The organism is Methylocystis heyeri (genome assembly GCF_004802635.2).
Lineage (GTDB): Bacteria > Pseudomonadota > Alphaproteobacteria > Rhizobiales > Beijerinckiaceae > Methylocystis > Methylocystis heyeri.
Genome location: NZ_CP046052.1, coordinates 3,823,511 through 3,839,267, shown reverse-complemented (window position 1 = coordinate 3,839,267; position 15,757 = coordinate 3,823,511). Strand labels below are relative to the sequence as shown.

Below are 15,757 nucleotides of genomic sequence, written 5' to 3'. Positions count from 1 at the left end.
CCTGCCCTATGATTTCAAGTGAATCGCCAGCCAAAGCGTCGGTCGAGCGGGATCTGTCCACTCTACACGATGACGCACATGGGCGGGGATTTCCAGCCAGGCGCCGGGGCGCAATTCTCTCGCAGCGCCCTCCCCTTCGATGAGCAGTCCTGCCGAGCCCTGCAGCAGAAACACCCATTCGGCGAAGGGCTGATCGTACCAGAAACCCGGCGGACTGGCCTGGCCGGTCGAGACGATCTTCTCGATCCGAGCGCCCGGACGATCGGCGAGGAGAAAGATTTCCTCCTCGGCCAGAACCGTCGGCAGGTCGCCGAAAAGATCGCCCGACAGGATTTTCGAGCCGCTCAAGCCGGAATGACCCCGATCCGCTGCAACAGCCAATAGGCGCCGAGCAGCGCAATCACGGCGGAGGCGCCATAGACGAGTTTCTCGTTGCGCTTGCCGCCGGTCTGGCGGTCGATCAGCAACAGAACCGGCATCAGCGCCAATACGATCGCGATCTGGCCGAGCTCGACGCCGATATTGAAGCTCGCAAGCGCCGGCACGATGGTCTGCTGCTGGACGTTCAGCTCCTTGAGGCCGCTCGCAAAGCCGAAGCCATGGATGAAGCCGAACAGGAATGTGTCGCGCCAACGCTTGTCGGTGTCGCGCGAAAAGAAATTCTCCACCGCGACATAGATGATCGAAAGGGCGATGGCGGATTCGGTCAGCGTGGTCGGGAGGGTCACGACGTCGAGCGCCGCCAGCGACAGCGTGATCGAATGCGAGATGGTGAAGGCGGTCACGATCTTGACCACCGGCCAGACCCGCGAAGCCCAGAGGATCACGGCGACGAGAAAGCAGATGTGGTCATAGCCGGTGAGGATATGCTCGATCCCCGCGGCCCCGAATTTCTGCATCAATTGCCAGGTGGTCTGCAGCGGCTTGGTCAGGTCGAGCGGCGGGCTCTTGCCGTCGATCATGATTTCGCCGGGATTGGAGCCGCCGGTCACGGTCACGAGCTGCTTGCCCCTTGGGCCCTGGGCGGCGAGAAGCTTGGCGGCGTCATAGACGGTGAGTTCGCCCACGCAGCTGAAGCGCAACACCACCAGCGCGCTGTCCTGGTTGGTGGGGTCTTCTCCGGCGTGCTCGACCTTGCCCGCGCAGGGGCGGCCCGCGGCGTCCTTCATCACCACCCTGCGCTGGACGAATTTGCCGATTTCCTCCTCCAGCACGCCCGGCGCAGACAGATCGGCGCTCGGGCGCTCGTTCATGGTTTCGGAGAACATCCGCTCGAGATCGGTGGCGAGAAAGCCCTCTTCGACGGTCCAGCCGCCGTCCTTGGCTATGAGCTTCGCCGTGGAAATATCCGGCGTATGCGCGGCGGCGGGCAATAAAAGCCCCAGCGAAAGCAGAACTACGGCGGCCAATCTCGTCCACAGCGGATTCATAAGGGCGTTTCCCTGGAGCTTGACGTTGCTTTGGCGCGCACAATGCCGCAAGCCAGGGCGCGCGACAAGGCGGGCAGGCGCGTCGGAGATTGCGGCGACGCCTTCGGATCGGCTAGAAAAGAGGGCGAATCCCGGCTGAGAGCGCATTCGGGCGAAAGTCGACCGGCTTTTGCGAAGGAAATGCGCTCCGACGCTTTTTATCGCGCGATATCTCACCGCCCGAACGATCTTCGTTCGAGGGATGAGCGCGCTGGAACGCCAGTTGAGGAGTTGTCCCGGTGCAGCGCGTTACCCTGACCATCGACGACGAGCTGATGGAGAGCCTCGACCGCTATATGGAGGCTTCCGGACATCAGAACCGCTCCGAAGCGGTTCGCGATCTCGTGCGCGCAGGATTGCTGCGGCAGCCGAAAACCGACGATCGCGCGAGACGCTGCATGGCGGCCCTGGTCTATGTCTACGACCACGAGACGCGGCAATTATCCAAGCGTCTGATGGACGACCACCACAGCCACACCAACCTCAGCATCGCTACTCTGCATGTCCACATCGACGAGGAGAGCTGTCTCGAAGTGTCGCTGCTTCGGGGACAAAAATCCGAGGTGGAGCATTTCGCCCAGCATGTCACCGGCGAAAGGGGCGTGCGCTATGGGCAGCTCGTGGTGATCCCTGCCAGCGCAGAGCGGCCCGGCGGCGGCCATGCCCATGATCACGCCGATGAACATGAGCACGAGCATTAGCTCGGCCTGCCGCCCGGTCGGCGCCCGCCCTGCTCTGGCGCAGGAAAAGATGTGACAAAAATGACACAAAGGCGGATTTTCCCACCCGATTTCGGGTTCAACCAATTGACGCGGAGGCCGTAGTAAGACGAAAGTTAGAAAAAAACATACGGGGGCGGAAAAGGTCATGAGCAGCCGTTGGTCAAAAGGGGTTTCGGCGGTCGCCCTGCTCTTGAGCGTCTCTTCGGCGATGGCCCAGGAAGCCTTGCCTCAGATCGAAATCGGCCGCTCCAAGCCCCATCCGGCCAAGCCCAGGCCCGCGCCCGCCGCCAAGCCGGCGGCGAGGGCCGAACCAGCTCCCGCTGCGCAGGTCGAAGCGGAGCCCGCGGCCGCGCCGGCGCCCCCGCCTTCGTCCGTCGTCGAGCAAGCCCAGGAAAGGTTCAACGCCACGCAGCGGGCGTCGAGCGAATTGTTCACGACAGGCAAAGAGATCAACGCGGTTCCTTTCGCAAGGCCCGGCGAGGCGCTGGAGACCGCTGTGCCCGGCCTCATGGTCACGCAGCACAGCGGCGAGGGCAAGGCCAATCAATATCAGCTTCGCGGGTTCCAGCTCGATCACGGCACCGACTTCGAGATCACGCTCGACGGCATGCCGCTCAACATGCCGACCCATGGCCACGGACAGGGATATGCGGACGCCAACTTCCTGATCCCGGAACTTTTCTCCTATGTCGTGGCCAGGAAGGGACCCTATTACGCCGACGAAGGCGATTTCTCCTCCGCGGGCGCCGTGCACATCTATTACAAGGACCAGGTTCCGAACGGCTATTTCTCCGCCACCGGAGGAAGCTTCGACTACGGCCGGCTGCTCGCGATCAACAACGACAAGCTCGGCGGCGGCAATCTGCTTCAGGCGATCGAGCTCGGCATATCCAACGGACCCTGGGTCATTCCGGACGCGGCCCACAAGATCAACGGCGTCATGCGCTGGTCGCAGGGCGGGCCCGAGAACGGCCTGTCCATCGACGCCATGGCCTACGCCAACCGCTGGCACGCCACCAACCAGATTCCGGAGCGCGCCGTCACCGAGGGCGTCATTCCGCTCTATGGCGTGATCGACCCCACCGACCGTGGCGACACCACCCGCTTCAGCCTTTCCGGGCGCTGGTCCGAGACCAATGCGGACAGCCATTCGTGGATCGAGGCCTTCGCCATCCACTCCACGCTCAACCTCTTCAATAATTTCGACTACTACCTGACGCAGCCGATCATCGGCGATCAGTTCCGACAGTTCGACCGCCGCACCATATTGGGGCTCAAGGGCGAACACGGCTGGAAATACGAGATAAACGGGCTTCCGATCGAAACCCGCATCGGCCTGCAGTCGCGCTACGACAACATCCGCGTCGGCATACAGGACTCTTATCAGACCGTGCCCTACGATCAGGTGACCAACAATCAGGTCGCCGAGGGGAACGTCGGCCTCTGGACCGACACCACGATCAAATGGACTCCCTGGCTCAAGACCGTGGCCGGCCTGCGCGGCGATTTCTTTTCGGCCAGCGTCGGCGACTATCAGAACCCGGTCGCAGCGCCGACCAATATGCCGTTCTGGACCATCGGCGCCCTGCCGATCTGGACCGGGCCCTGGAATTCAGGCTCCAAACAGGCTGTCGTCGACAGCCCGAAAGCCAGCGTCGTTCTCGGACCCTGGGAAAAAACGGAAGTCTTCCTCAATTTCGGCGAGGGATTCCATTCCAACGACGCGCGCGGGACGGTCACCACTCTGAGCCCGAGCGACGGCTCGCCGGTGGCGACGGTGCCCCTCCTCACCAAATCGCGCGGGGCCGAAATCGGCGCCCGCACCAAATTCATCGACGGGCTCGACTCCACCATCAGCTTCTGGTGGCTGAATTTCGACTCGGAGAGCGTGTTCGAGGGCGACACCGGCACGACCGTTTTCGGCCGCCCGAGCCGGCGCTACGGCATCGAACTCAACAACCGCTACACCTATTCCAGCTGGCTGCGGATCGACGCCGATCTCTCGCTGAGCCATGCCAGATATCGCGGCTGGGATACGGCGCAGTCGATCGCCTACGCCTCGCTGCTCACGCCCGACGCGATCGGCTATTTCACATATCTCGGCAATGCGCCCGGCAATTACATTCCCGAAGGGCCGCCGATCATCGCCCAGCTCGCCGTGGAGCTCGGCGAGCAAACCGGCTGGTTCGGCGCGCTGAAATTCAGGTTCAAGGGCGCCTATCCCTTGACCGAAGACGGATATTTCCGGGCGCCGGCGTCCGGCTGGCTCGATCTGCGCGGCGGCTACCGCTGGGACAACGGCTTAAAGCTCCAGCTCGACGCCTTCAACGTGCTGAACTCCAAATCCGACCAGATCAGCTACGCCTATGGATCGCTGCTGCCGAGCGATCCGCTCTATGCCGCCTGCTTCGGCGGCGTCGCTCCGGCCGCGGTCTGCGCCATCGGCCAGATGGACCGCCACTTCCATCCGATGGAGCCGCTGGCCTTGCGCGCGACCCTCTCCGGTCCGCTGTCGACCGGCGCCTTCGATCCGCTGTTCGGGCCCGGCGCTCCCAATATGAAATCCCCGCTCGACTTTTTGGCCTACGCCGAAGAGGACGCGCCCGCCCGCGTAACCAAGGGGCCGAGAACCGACGCCGCACCGCGCCCACAATGGACCGGATTCTACGCCGGCCTCAACGCCGGCGTGGGCTTTGGCGGCAATAGCGCCATGAATTACGCCAACCATCCGCTCGGCCCGGGCTTCGATCCCGCGCTCGCCCTGCTCTGGAACGGGAATTTCGGCGAGAGCAACGCCGCCTTCGTCGGCGGCGGACAGGCCGGCTTCAACTATCAATTGGCCAAGCGGGTCGTCGCGGGCCTGGAGACCGACATCCAGGGCGTCGCGGGGGGCAGCGGCGCGACGAGTTCGAACGGCGCAACCCCGAGCATCGCCGTCCCCGGCAATTTCCTGCTCGGAAGCCTCGCCGCTTCGCAGAGGCTCGATTTCCTGGGCACGGCGCGCGCGCGGCTCGGCTATCTCGTCACGCCGAGCGGCCTGTTCTACGCCACCGGCGGTCTCGCCTATGGCCATGCCACGCTGAGTTCCGCGAGCGAAATTCTCAACGCTGCGCCGGACGCCGCGATCGTAAACGTCTCGGGAGGCTCGAGCTATTTCTCCGACATGCGGGTCGGCTGGACCGTCGGCGGCGGGTTCGAATGGATGTTCACGCCGAACTGGAGCGCCAAGGCCGAATATCTCCGCTACGATCTCGGCTCGTTCGGCGCGCCGGCGCCGCTGACGGCGGTCGCGGTTCCTTCCGGCGCTATATCGAGCGCCGCCGTCACCAATATCCACGGGCGCGTGAACGGCCAGATCGTGCGGGCGGGACTCAATTATCATTTCGATTGGAGCGCGCCCGAGGCCGTGGCCGCCAGATATTGAGCCGGCGTCGAACGGTCGAACTCTTCATGCGCAAGCGCATGTCCGCTTTTGCGCAAATGCGCTGCATATTCCGCCGCCTTGTGGAAAGGCGGCGGAATCTATTGACAAGATGCTGACGGTCCTGTCTAAGTTCTTAACGGCGATGGAGTTCGCCGTATAACCGCCCGAACCTCGATGCAGTGAACGGGCTGATGACTCCTACCAGCAAACAGCACGGTAGAAGTCTATGCAGAATTCAAAAATCCTGCGTGAAAGCATAAATGCGACGCCGTCCGACAAGGCGGCGACGGCTCGGCTGTCCGCCGCCGATCGACCAAAGGCGATACAGGCGGTCGACAACAGGCCCCTGCAGGGATGGCGTTTCTGGCTGTTCAACGCGGTATTGGCTCTGGGCAATATCGTCGTGCTCTCCAATGTGCCGGGCTACACCTCGGTCGCCCCATATGTTGCGGGAAGCCTCGGCGGCGTCACCCCGAGTTTCGGCTCCTGGGCGACGACGGACCATATGGTCGGCCTCGCGCTCGGACTTCCCTTCGCACGCTGGTTCTCCGCGCGTTTCGGCGATTATCGCGCCTATGCCGTCGCCTTCGTTCTCTACGCCTTCGCCTCTCTTTTGTGCGCCTCCAGCGAAACCCTGTGGCTGTTTCTGCCGGCGCGAATAGCGCTCGGCTTCGTCGGCGGCGTCATACTTCCGATCGGACAAGCACTCGCGCTGGGCGAGGTTCCAGAGCGCTTTCGCACGCTCATGGTCGGATTCTGGGGCGTCATGAGCATGACGCCTTTCACCATAGGCGTCGCCATCGCCACCTGGTACGCCGAATTCGCGAGCTGGCGCATGCTGTTCATCTCGAACATCGTCGTGTCGCTGCTGGTTGCGGCCGTCGTCGCGTCGCTGCTTTACGGGCGCGGCTTCGCGCGCAAGATCTCGCGTTTCGACATTACGGGAAGCATCCTCCTCGTCGCGATCGTCTATGGGACCCAGACCATCTTCAACATGGGCAATGATTTCGACTGGCTGGCGTCGCCGATATTGCAGTTCGCGCTGATCGTCGTCGCGATCGCCCTGCCCTCCTTCGTCATATGGGAGCTGAGCGAGCGCCGCCCCGTGCTCGATTTGCGCCTCTTCGCCCATCGCAACTACGCCATCGCCACGACCTGTTCGGTGTTCGGCTTTCTCGTCATCCAGGGCCTGCTGTCGCTCGAGATCGGGCAGTTGCAGTTGCTCAACGGCTATTCGTCCTCGCTCGCCGGCCTCGTCTATCTCGGCATGATCATCCTCGCCGCGCCCTTCGTGTCGATCATGCACGAACTCAACCGCAAGATCGACGTCCGGCTGGTGTCGTTTTTCTGCTTCGTCGGCCTCGCCGTGACCCTCACCTGGTTCGGCCTGTTCGACAAGCTCGCCTCTTTCGATCAGGTCTTCTGGCCGTTCCTGTTTTACGGCTTCTTCATCGCGTGTTTTTTTGCGCCTCTGGCGGCGCTGGCGATGCAGGGGCTTTCGGGATCGCAGCTGATCAGGGCGGCGGAAGAGCTCGCCTTCCTGCGCACGGTCGCCGGCTCCTTCGGCATTTCGCTGATGGCCGTGATTCAATTTCGCCGACAGCCCTTCCATCAGCTCGAGCTCGCGGACCATCTTGGAGGACGACGCTTCGCTTCGCTGGATCTTCTCGGCCAATTGACGGGCAAACTGCAGGACGCCGGCGTCAGCGCCGCCGCCATGAACAAACAGCTTGGGAAACTCATGAAGGAGCAATCTGCGCTATTGGGATTGAACGACGTTTTCCTTTTCGGCGCCGTCGTATTCGTGGCGCTGGCCGCTCTCATATGGTTCGCCCGGCCGACGCCGATCGCGCCATTCCGGCGCAAGGAGGAGTTGCGGCGTCTGAAGGCCGAGGAGTTGATGGAACAGCCATGAAGCGGCTTAGATCTGCAATCAGCCTCGGCGCCCTCGCCCTGGCGGGCTCGGGCTGCGCCCCGACCGGAAACGAAGAGCGCGCCGAATTCATCGCGCCGCCGGCCATGGAACATACGCTTCAGCAAAGCGGCGCCGGGCCGGCTCAGTGGCCGACCCATGAATGGTGGCGCCAGTTCAAGAGCGCGGAGCTCGATCGCCTGATCGAAACGGCGCTCGCGGAAAACCAGAACCTGAAACGATCGATCGATCGGCTGAAACAGGCCGATGCGATGACCCAGATCGAAGGTTCGAAACTGCTGCCTTTCGTGGGCTCCGATTGGGGGATGCGGCAGAACCGCATTCCGAGCCACGGCGTCGTGGCCTCGTATAATCCGGCCATCGCGGGCCAGGAAAAAACGATGGCCTACATCAACCCGATGTCGATGTATTACGAATTCGACTTCTGGGGAAAGAACAGGGCGACGCTCGACGCCGCGCTGGGAGAGCGCGCGGCGCAACAGGCGGAGCTCGCCGAGACCCAGCTCGTGCTCACGACGGCTATTGCGCGCGCCTATTTCCGTGGCCTCGCCGCGGAGCGCCAGCTCCAGCTCGCACGGGAGATGGTCCGGCTTCGCCGCGAGGCGCTGACCATCGCCGAAACACGCTTTCGCACCGGCCTCGACATCGAAGACGCGACCGCTTCGGCCCGCGTCGATCTCGAAAACGCGCTCAAGCGTGAGGCGGGCGTCGCCGCTTTGCTGGCGCTGCAGCAGGATCTGGCGGCTCGCCTGAGCGGCCAGGGACCGGATGCGGGACGCGGCCTGTTCGCCTCCGGACGGGTCGCTGCGCCGAGCGCGCCGCCGCTGCCCAAAGCGCTTCCGGTCGAGCTGCTCATTCACAGGCCCGACCTCTCCGCCGCGATGCATCGCGCGGAAGCTGCGGCCCAGCGCATACACTACGCCAAGGCGGAGTTTCTGCCTTCGGTCAATATGACGATACTGACCGGTCTCGAAGCTTCGCAGCATTCGACCCATATCGACAAGCTCGGAACCTACCTGTTCCGCGCCTCGGCGTTCAATTACATCGTGCAGCCGGGATTCCATCTGCCCTTGTTCGAAGGCGGCCGCCTGAGCGGACGGCTGGAGGAACGGCGCTCGGAATATGACGAAGCGGTCGACGGCTATAATGAAACGCTGCTGCATGCGGCGCAGCAGGTCGCGGACAGTCTCGTAAACGTCAAGCAGACCCACGAAGTGGTCGACGCTCAGGCGCGTCTCGTCGCCGCCAGCAAGGCCAAGCTGGACCTCGCCCGGGTGCGCTGGAACAACGGCTTGAAGGATCGCCGCGAGATCATCGGCTATGGCCACGACGCGCTGCAGGAGGCCTATGTCCAGCGCGCTCTCGAGGCCGATCATCTCTCGGCGCGGGTCGATCTGATCCAGGCTTTGGGCGGCGGTTACGAACAGGGCCCCAATCCCGGCGATATTCGCATCGTTCCGGAAGACGACGGCCTTTCGCCTTACGTCAACTTCATCGAGTCCTTCGGCGGAGGCTGATTTGCGCGCAAACCTCTCGTCGTGAGACGGGCGCCGGACAAAATGGGGTGATTTTCGAACGAGCAGGGTCGACCATACATGTCGCTTAACCGAAAACAGATTCGCAGCCGCAGAAACATCGGATTGGCCGGCGTCGCCGCAGTCGCCCTGGCGGCCGGGCTGTATTTTGCGGGAAACTGGGCGGCCAAAGGCCGCTTCGAAGTTCAGACCGACAACGCCTTCGTGACAGGCAACCTCATTCCGGTTTATGCGGACGCCACCGGCGTCGTGGCCGAAGTCCTGGCGGAAGAAACCCAAAACGTAAAGCGCGGCGATCTCCTGGTTCGGCTCGACGGACAAAGGGCGCAAGCGGCGCTCGAGCAGGCGAGCGGCGAGCTTGCGCGCGCAGTGCGCACGGTGGGCGCCCTTTATGAGAACCGGCGCCAATCCTGCGAAAAAATCGCTTCGCGCATCGCCCTGCGGGACAGGTCGCGCCACGATCTCGCTCGCTATCAGCAGGCGTCCCCGAGCGGGTCGGTCTCGCAACAGGTGCTGCAGAATGCGCGCGATCAGCTCGCCGCGCTCGAGGCGGATGTGCGCGAAGCGCGCGCGGACACGCAGTCGATCGAAGCCAGGGTCGCGAATGTGACGCCCTCGACCCATCCCGACATCGTGACCGCGAAGGCCAAATATCTGGAAGCCTATATCGAATTCGCCCGGCAGGCGGTGAAGGCGCCGGCCTCCGGCTATGTCGCCAAACGCAAAGCCCAGATCGGCGACCGTGTGCGTCCAGGCGATCAGATCCTGACCATCGTGCCGCTGGATCACCTGTGGATTGAGGCGAATCTGTGGGAAAACTCGATGGCGAAAGTGCGCCCGGGCCAACCGGCCAAAGTCGTCGTCGACCTCTATGGCCGCAGCGTCGTCTATCACGGCAAGGTCGAAGGCCTGACTCCCGGTTCGGGCAGCGTGTTCGCGCTGCTGCCCCCCGACAACGCCACCGGCAACTTCATCCACATCGTGCAGCGGGTGCCCGTGCGCATCTCGCTTCCCGCCGATGAGCTCGCCAAGAACCCTCTGCGCCCCGGCCTCTCCACCGTGACGACGATCGACGTCACCGACGACCGCACGCCCGTCGACGCCTCCGAAGCCAAAACCACAGCCCCGGAATATTCGACCGACATCTACGACGCAGATCTGAAACAAGGCGGCGTCCAAGCCGAACAGATCGTCAAGCAAAACCTCTTCGCCAACGCCGACCAGACGCCGAAAAAATGCGAGATCGGCGAGTGAGGGGCTCGATCGACGGAGCGCGTTCAGCCTAAACAGAGACGAACGCGCTCCAAATGGCGCCGATGGAGCTGTTCTTTCCGGGAACGGCTTCGCATTTACGGGAACATGCTCCGGGGGAGCGCCGGCTCCGTCTCGTCATCGAGCGCGTTTGATTCGCAGCGAAATCCCCGCCGCTGTCGGGCAGAAAATCGCTCATGCCGCGCCCGAATTTCCGAAGCCGGCTCTTCAGGGAGAGTGTTCGAACATTTGATCTTCGATCGAACCCTATTGGATATCAACTGCTTGATATCCGGCGGCTGCGTGGGGCGGCTTTTGGCCGCTTCGCCCTCATCCTATGGCGCCGACCGGCCCAGGTTGATGGGGGTCGTCCAATACGCTTTCTCTTTCTCGAAAGAGACGGACGGAAATTTCCGCACCCTCGAGACCTCGGACGACGATCGTCGAATGCTCCGAAGCCACGCCTGGGTTCAGCCCCGCAGCCGCAAAGGCCGCGTTTGAAGCGATCATTACGCAACCACGGTCCTTGGTCGCCGCTTCCAGGCGCTGGGCGACATTGCCGGTATCCCCCAAGAACTGCAGCGAGCTGCGCCCCGATGACGCAATCGCGCCGACCACGGCCAGTCCGGTGTGGACGCCGATGCCGAACCTCAACGGAAACTTCAATTCGGGCTCGAGTTCGTAATTCAAGCGCTCCAGCGCCTTCCATATGTCGAGGGCGGCCGCGATCGCGCCGCTCGCCCCTTCCGCGCCATTTCCGTTGACGCCGAAAGCGCTCATGACGCCGTCTCCTGCGACGCTGGTGACATAGCCGCCATGCGCTTCGATGCCGCCGGTCACCGCCTTGATGAAGCGATTGACGATAAAAAGCGTATCGAAAGGCAATCGCCCCGCCGCAAGCCGCGTAGAATCGCGCAAATCGACAAACATCGCCGTGATCAGCATTTCGCCGCCATGTTCGAAGGCGACGCCCTGAGCGTCGCCGGCGACGGAGGCCGGCACGAGCGGCTCAACCGTGAGATGGGCGAGCGGCCGCGTCTGGCAGGCCAAGCGGACGCCCTCGGGCGCCCCTACGCGCTCCAGCGTCGCCCGCTCGATGGCGTTGGGCGGCGGGAGTTGTTCGCCCCCGTCCACGACTCTTACGCGGCAGGTCGTGCAGCGCGCTTTTCCCCCGCACAAGGATACATGTGGAATGTGGTTGAAAATGCTCGCCTCGAGTATGGAAAATCCGCGCGGCGCCGTCACCGTCTTTGTCCCGAGATAGCGGATCTGCACCCCTGCCCCCCGCCGCGCACGCCATTGGCGCAACCCCCGCGTGGCGAATACCGCGCCGATGAGAGCGAGATAGGCGACGCGCCATTGATCCGAAAGAGAGACCAGGGAGGCGAGGCGCGCGGCGGGGACCGTGCCCGGATGCGGCGCGCCATGTAGCGCGGCGAACCCGGGTTCGGTGACAGAGCGCAGTTTTTCGTCCCAGCCCGCGTTCATGATCCCGAACATGCCCAAAACCGGCGCCGCGATCGCGAGACCGAGCAACGTCTTGTTGAATTTTCGATAGGAAGGCCGGTAACGCAGCCACATATGGATCCCGATGCAGCCATGCGTCCATAATGCCAGCATCAGAAAGAATTGGCGGGTTAAACCCGCCGCGGGCGAACTGATCCAATACTGATAGAGGATGCGATAATAGCTGTCATCGAGACTGTAAAAAGAATAGCCGAGCCGGACATTCACAGCATGCGGCAGGATCAACAGCGGTATCAGCAGACCAAGGCCATATTGGACGGCTTGCACGGCGGGCATCCGCAGATGACGCCGGCGCAAAAGCGCAATCAGCCCAAGCCCGAGATGTATGAGCAAGGCCGCCAGAAGCAACCATCGGCCAGGGCCGGTTCGCCACGGGGCCATGATGACGCCGCGGCCAAATCGCTCGATTCCCTCGAGGCCAAAGAGGCCCGTCGCATGGCTCAGAAAATGCGAGCCAGCGAAACCCATGAGCAGGAGCCCCGTTGCGAGCCGCGTGAAACGCTCCAGCCGAGAACTCCACTCAGCGGCGTGGTCCTGCGTCTCCATCTCTGTCTGCTCCCAACCCGTGGCTCAGGAATATGCGATTTGCAAAGACGCCCGGTCAAAAGCGCCGAGGCCGGGCAGCATATACTGCGCATGCGGAACCATGGATAGTGCGCGGTCTGATCCGTTCGCCGTCTCCCGAACTACTTCAAGAAACCCGGCTCCGGTAAAAAAGAGGTTTTCGGTCAAACGGCGAAGTCAAACGACCGGAGTGTGCGTGAACGCACTAAAAGCTTTTGTTTAACGCGCTTCCAACGTCGAACCGGCGTCCACTTCGGCTGGAAGCGCCCTGGTCGAAGAGGGGCGGCCAGGTTTTTTGAAAGCCGCCCCTCCCTCTTTAAATCTTCAGGCGGCCTTTGCCCGCGCGGCGTCCGGCGCTTCCATTGCTCTGAGATACAAATCGAGCAGGGACTCATGCTCGTCGCGCTCGTCCTTATCTTGCTTGCGCAGACGGATGATCTCCTTCAGCACCTTCACATCGAAGCCGTCACCTTTTGCTTCCGCGAAGATTTCCTTCTTCGCTTCGTTGAGCGCCTTGATCTCTTCCTCGATATGCTCGACACGCTCAATCAAAGAGCGGATACGATCGCCCGCGATTCCCACAGTATCGGTGTCGGCCATGCATGACTCCTCTGATGATGCAGGAGGACGCTATGGCCGTTAAGGTAAGAGAGTCGTTAACTCGCCGACGCCTCGACGAAGGGCGCCGAGGCGCCCCCCCTCAATCGCAGGCGTAGCGAAAGTCTCCCTCCGCGATCGAAACCCGAACCTGCGAAAAGCTTTGCTTTGCCAGGGCGCGCTTCAAGAAATCGCGCGAGAGCGCGGGCAGAAGCGTGTTGGTGACGATATTATCGACCATTCGGCCCCCGGAGTCCGGATCTCGACATTGCGATACGATGTGGTCGACCACGGCGTCGTCATAGACGAATTCCGCCTGATAGCCGTCCGCAACGCGCTTGCCGATGCGGTTCAATTGCAGCCGCACGATGCCCGCCAATGTCTCGCTGGACAGCGGGAAATAGGGAATCGTCACGATGCGCCCGAGCAGCGCCGGTGGAAATACGCGCAGAAGTTCGGGTTGCAGAGCACGCGCCAGCGCTTCCGGATTCTGGGCGTAATCCGGGTCCTCGGCAAGTTGCATGATCAGATCCGTCCCGACATTGGAGGTCAGGATGATCAGCGTGTTTTTAAAATCGATGCGACGCCCGTTGCCGTCTTCCATCTGACCCTTGTCGAAGACCTGAAAAAAGATCTCGTGCACATCGGGATGCGCTTTCTCGACCTCATCGAGCAACACCACGCTGTAAGGCTTTCTGCGAACGGCTTCGGTCAATCGTCCGCCTTCGCCATAACCGACATAGCCGGGAGGCGCGCCCTTGAGGGTCGAAACGCTATGGGGCTCCTGGAACTCGGACATGTTGATGGTAACGATATTATGCTCGCCGCCATAGATTTGCTCGGCGAGCGCCAGAGCTGTCTCGGTCTTGCCGACGCCTGACGGGCCAACCAGCATAAATACGCCGACCGGCTTGTTCGGATTGTCGAGTCTTGCGCGGCTGGTCTCGATGCGCTTGGCGATCGCCGAAAGACCATGCTTCTGGCCGACGACGCGTTTGTTCAAGACATCGGCCAGCGTGAGCACGGTCTCGATCTCGTCCTTGACCATGCGGCCGACCGGAATGCCGGTCCAGTCCGAGACGATCGCCGCCACACATTGCTCGTCTACATGCGCATAAACCATTCGTTTTTCGGGATCGAGCGTGTTGAGTTCTTCCCATTTGGCGTCGAGCGACGCGCGTCCCGCCTCCGCCTTCTCGGCTTCGGCTTCCAGCGCGATCTCGCGGAGCGAGCGTATCTCTTCCACCAACGCCTTTTCCTTTGCCCAAGCGGCGTCCAACGTTGCGAGCTTTTCGCGGGCCACGGCAAGCTGCTCTTCAATCACGTCCAAGCGCCTGTCATCGGTTTGTCCGAGGTCACGGTCACCGATGAGCGCAGCCTTCTCGCTTTCAAACGCGGCGATGGCCGCGCGAGCGTCTTCGATCGACGCCGGCGTGGCGCTTTGCGAAATCGCAGTGCGCGCGCAGGCGGTGTCGAGCAGGCTGATCGCCTTGTCGGGCAACTGGCGTGCGGGAATATAACGATGCGAAAGCCTGACCGCTGCGGCGATGGCGGCCTCGGAGACGCGCACCTTGTGATGGCGTTCCATCGGCTTCGCCATGCCGCGGAGCATCTCGATGCAGCCGTCGACGCTCGGTTCGTCCACATTGACGGCCTGGAAGCGTCGCGAGAGCGCCGGGTCTTTCTCGATATAGCGCCGGTATTCGGCAAAGGTCGTCGCTGCGAGCGTTCGCAACGTTCCACGCGCCAGCGCTGGCTTCAAAAGATTGGCTGCGTCGCCGACTCCGGCCTGGCCCCCGGCGCCGATCAGCGTGTGCGCTTCATCGATGAACAAAATTACCGGCGAGGCGGAGGATTGCACCTCGTCGATTACCGATCGGAGTCGCTGCTCGAACTCCCCCTTCATCGAGGCGCCCGCCTGCAGCAATCCGATGTCGAGCGACATGAGCTTGACGCCGAGCAAGGGCGGCGGCACATCCCCAGCGACGATGCGCTGCGCAAACCCTTCAGCGACGGCGGTCTTTCCCACGCCCGCCTCGCCAACGAGAATGGGATTGTTCTGACGGCGACGCATCAGCACGTCGATGACCTGGCGAATTTCGTCGTCGCGGCCGAGCACCGGGTCGAGTTTGCCGCTCCTCGCCTTCTCGGTCAGATCCTGCGCAAACCGATCCAGCGCGGTCTGCGCCCCGCGCCCTTCAGATGGGGCCGAGGAAGCGCCAACAAGACCCGAATTGTCGAGAGGACGGAGATTCTCCTCTTCGGAGTCCGCCCAAATCTTGCGGTGCTCGGCGGTCAGCACGTCTTCGCCGATCTTTTCAAATTCTCGGGAAAGCGCGAACAGCGCGCGTCTCATCTCCACGGATTTGAGCAGCGCCGTGAGCAGATGGCCGCTTCTGATCTGAGTTTCGCCATAAAAAAGCGTCGCGTAGTACCACCCCCGATCAAGCGCGTCCACCACCGCGTTGGCGACGCCCGGCATTTGGGTTTCGTTGCTGCGGAAGCTATCGATGACCCGCTCGATATCGCCGAGAAGCTTGGCGCGATCGAGCTTGAAGTAATCGGCGGAAAGATCGAGATCGCTGCGAGGGCTCTGCAATATGTGCGACAGCCAATGCGCAAGTTCGACATTGCGATGTCCTGCCCCTTTTGCTTGTCGCAGGGCGCGCATGAAGGCGTCGTAACCGACTCGATTGAGCTTGCCGGTTACGATTTCGAGACTGATGTCGGCCATT

The 15,757-nt window shown here is 62.5% G+C and carries 10 protein-coding genes and 1 riboswitch; of the genes, 5 read left to right on the top strand and 5 right to left on the bottom strand.

All coding sequences use genetic code 11. The features are described from left to right. Positions 1-6 precede the first annotated feature (6 nt). Together H2LOC_RS17220 and H2LOC_RS17215 are read right to left on the bottom strand one after the other, a co-directional pair. Positions 7-348, bottom strand: coding sequence for a cupin domain-containing protein (locus H2LOC_RS17220; protein ID WP_425487307.1), 342 nt, complete (start codon positions 346-348; stop codon positions 7-9). Beyond that, the gene (locus H2LOC_RS17215; RefSeq protein WP_136497462.1) at positions 345-1,430 is read right to left on the bottom strand and encodes a HupE/UreJ family protein; all 1,086 of its coding nucleotides are present in this window, start codon (positions 1,428-1,430) and stop codon (positions 345-347) included. The genes H2LOC_RS17220 and H2LOC_RS17215 overlap by 4 nt, the downstream gene beginning before the upstream one ends. A 278-nt stretch (positions 1,431-1,708) precedes the next feature. Here H2LOC_RS17215 and nikR point away from each other — a divergent pair, with 278 nt between their 5' ends. The 5 genes from nikR to H2LOC_RS17190 all read left to right on the top strand — a co-directional run bounded on the left by nikR (position 1,709) and on the right by H2LOC_RS17190 (position 10,337). Further along, on the top strand, positions 1,709-2,170 hold the full coding sequence (nikR, locus tag H2LOC_RS17210; RefSeq protein ID WP_136497463.1) for a nickel-responsive transcriptional regulator NikR: 462 nt from the start codon (positions 1,709-1,711) through the stop codon (positions 2,168-2,170). Between the two features lie 166 nt (positions 2,171-2,336). Continuing rightward, entirely contained in the window at positions 2,337-5,615 is a 3,279-nt protein-coding gene (locus H2LOC_RS17205) for a TonB-dependent receptor domain-containing protein (RefSeq protein WP_154331702.1), read from the top strand. A gap of 129 nt (positions 5,616-5,744) precedes the next feature. Beyond that, a riboswitch (Fluoride riboswitch) is annotated at positions 5,745-5,823 on the top strand. An 18-nt stretch (positions 5,824-5,841) separates the two neighbouring features. Continuing rightward, a complete protein-coding gene (locus H2LOC_RS17200; RefSeq protein WP_136497464.1) occupies positions 5,842-7,530 on the top strand; it encodes an MFS transporter in 1,689 nt (562 codons plus the stop codon). After that, complete coding sequence (locus H2LOC_RS17195; RefSeq protein ID WP_136497465.1) at positions 7,527-9,065, top strand: efflux transporter outer membrane subunit; 1,539 nt, start codon at positions 7,527-7,529, stop codon at positions 9,063-9,065. Before H2LOC_RS17200 ends, H2LOC_RS17195 begins: the two co-directional genes overlap by 4 nt. A gap of 78 nt (positions 9,066-9,143) precedes the next feature. Beyond that, the gene (locus H2LOC_RS17190; protein WP_136497466.1) at positions 9,144-10,337 is read left to right on the top strand and encodes an HlyD family secretion protein; all 1,194 of its coding nucleotides are present in this window, start codon (positions 9,144-9,146) and stop codon (positions 10,335-10,337) included. A 327-nt stretch (positions 10,338-10,664) separates the two neighbouring features. Here H2LOC_RS17190 and H2LOC_RS17185 read toward each other — a convergent pair whose 3' ends face one another. From H2LOC_RS17185 to tssH, 3 genes are all read right to left on the bottom strand, one after another. Further along, on the bottom strand, positions 10,665-12,407 hold the full coding sequence (locus H2LOC_RS17185; RefSeq protein ID WP_136497467.1) for an adenylate/guanylate cyclase domain-containing protein: 1,743 nt from the start codon (positions 12,405-12,407) through the stop codon (positions 10,665-10,667). Positions 12,408-12,749: 342 nt separating this feature from the next. Then, entirely contained in the window at positions 12,750-13,025 is a 276-nt protein-coding gene (locus tag H2LOC_RS17180) for a DUF2312 domain-containing protein (protein ID WP_136497468.1), read from the bottom strand. A gap of 100 nt (positions 13,026-13,125) precedes the next feature. Beyond that, positions 13,126-15,756, bottom strand: coding sequence for a type VI secretion system ATPase TssH (tssH, locus tag H2LOC_RS17175; RefSeq protein WP_136497469.1), 2,631 nt, complete (start codon positions 15,754-15,756; stop codon positions 13,126-13,128). Between the last annotated feature and the right edge of the window lies 1 nt (position 15,757).

Coding starts and splice junctions, on each gene's coding strand:
- tssH (WP_136497469.1), bottom strand. CDS start 15,756: ATGGCCGACATCAGTCTCGAAATCGTAACCGGCAAGCTCAATCGAGTC.
- H2LOC_RS17200 (WP_136497464.1), top strand. CDS start 5,842: ATGCAGAATTCAAAAATCCTGCGTGAAAGCATAAATGCGACGCCGTCC.
- H2LOC_RS17215 (WP_136497462.1), bottom strand. CDS start 1,430: ATGAATCCGCTGTGGACGAGATTGGCCGCCGTAGTTCTGCTTTCGCTG.
- H2LOC_RS17205 (WP_154331702.1), top strand. CDS start 2,337: ATGAGCAGCCGTTGGTCAAAAGGGGTTTCGGCGGTCGCCCTGCTCTTG.
- H2LOC_RS17180 (WP_136497468.1), bottom strand. CDS start 13,025: ATGGCCGACACCGATACTGTGGGAATCGCGGGCGATCGTATCCGCTCT.
- H2LOC_RS17185 (WP_136497467.1), bottom strand. CDS start 12,407: ATGGAGACGCAGGACCACGCCGCTGAGTGGAGTTCTCGGCTGGAGCGT.
- H2LOC_RS17190 (WP_136497466.1), top strand. CDS start 9,144: ATGTCGCTTAACCGAAAACAGATTCGCAGCCGCAGAAACATCGGATTG.
- H2LOC_RS17195 (WP_136497465.1), top strand. CDS start 7,527: ATGAAGCGGCTTAGATCTGCAATCAGCCTCGGCGCCCTCGCCCTGGCG.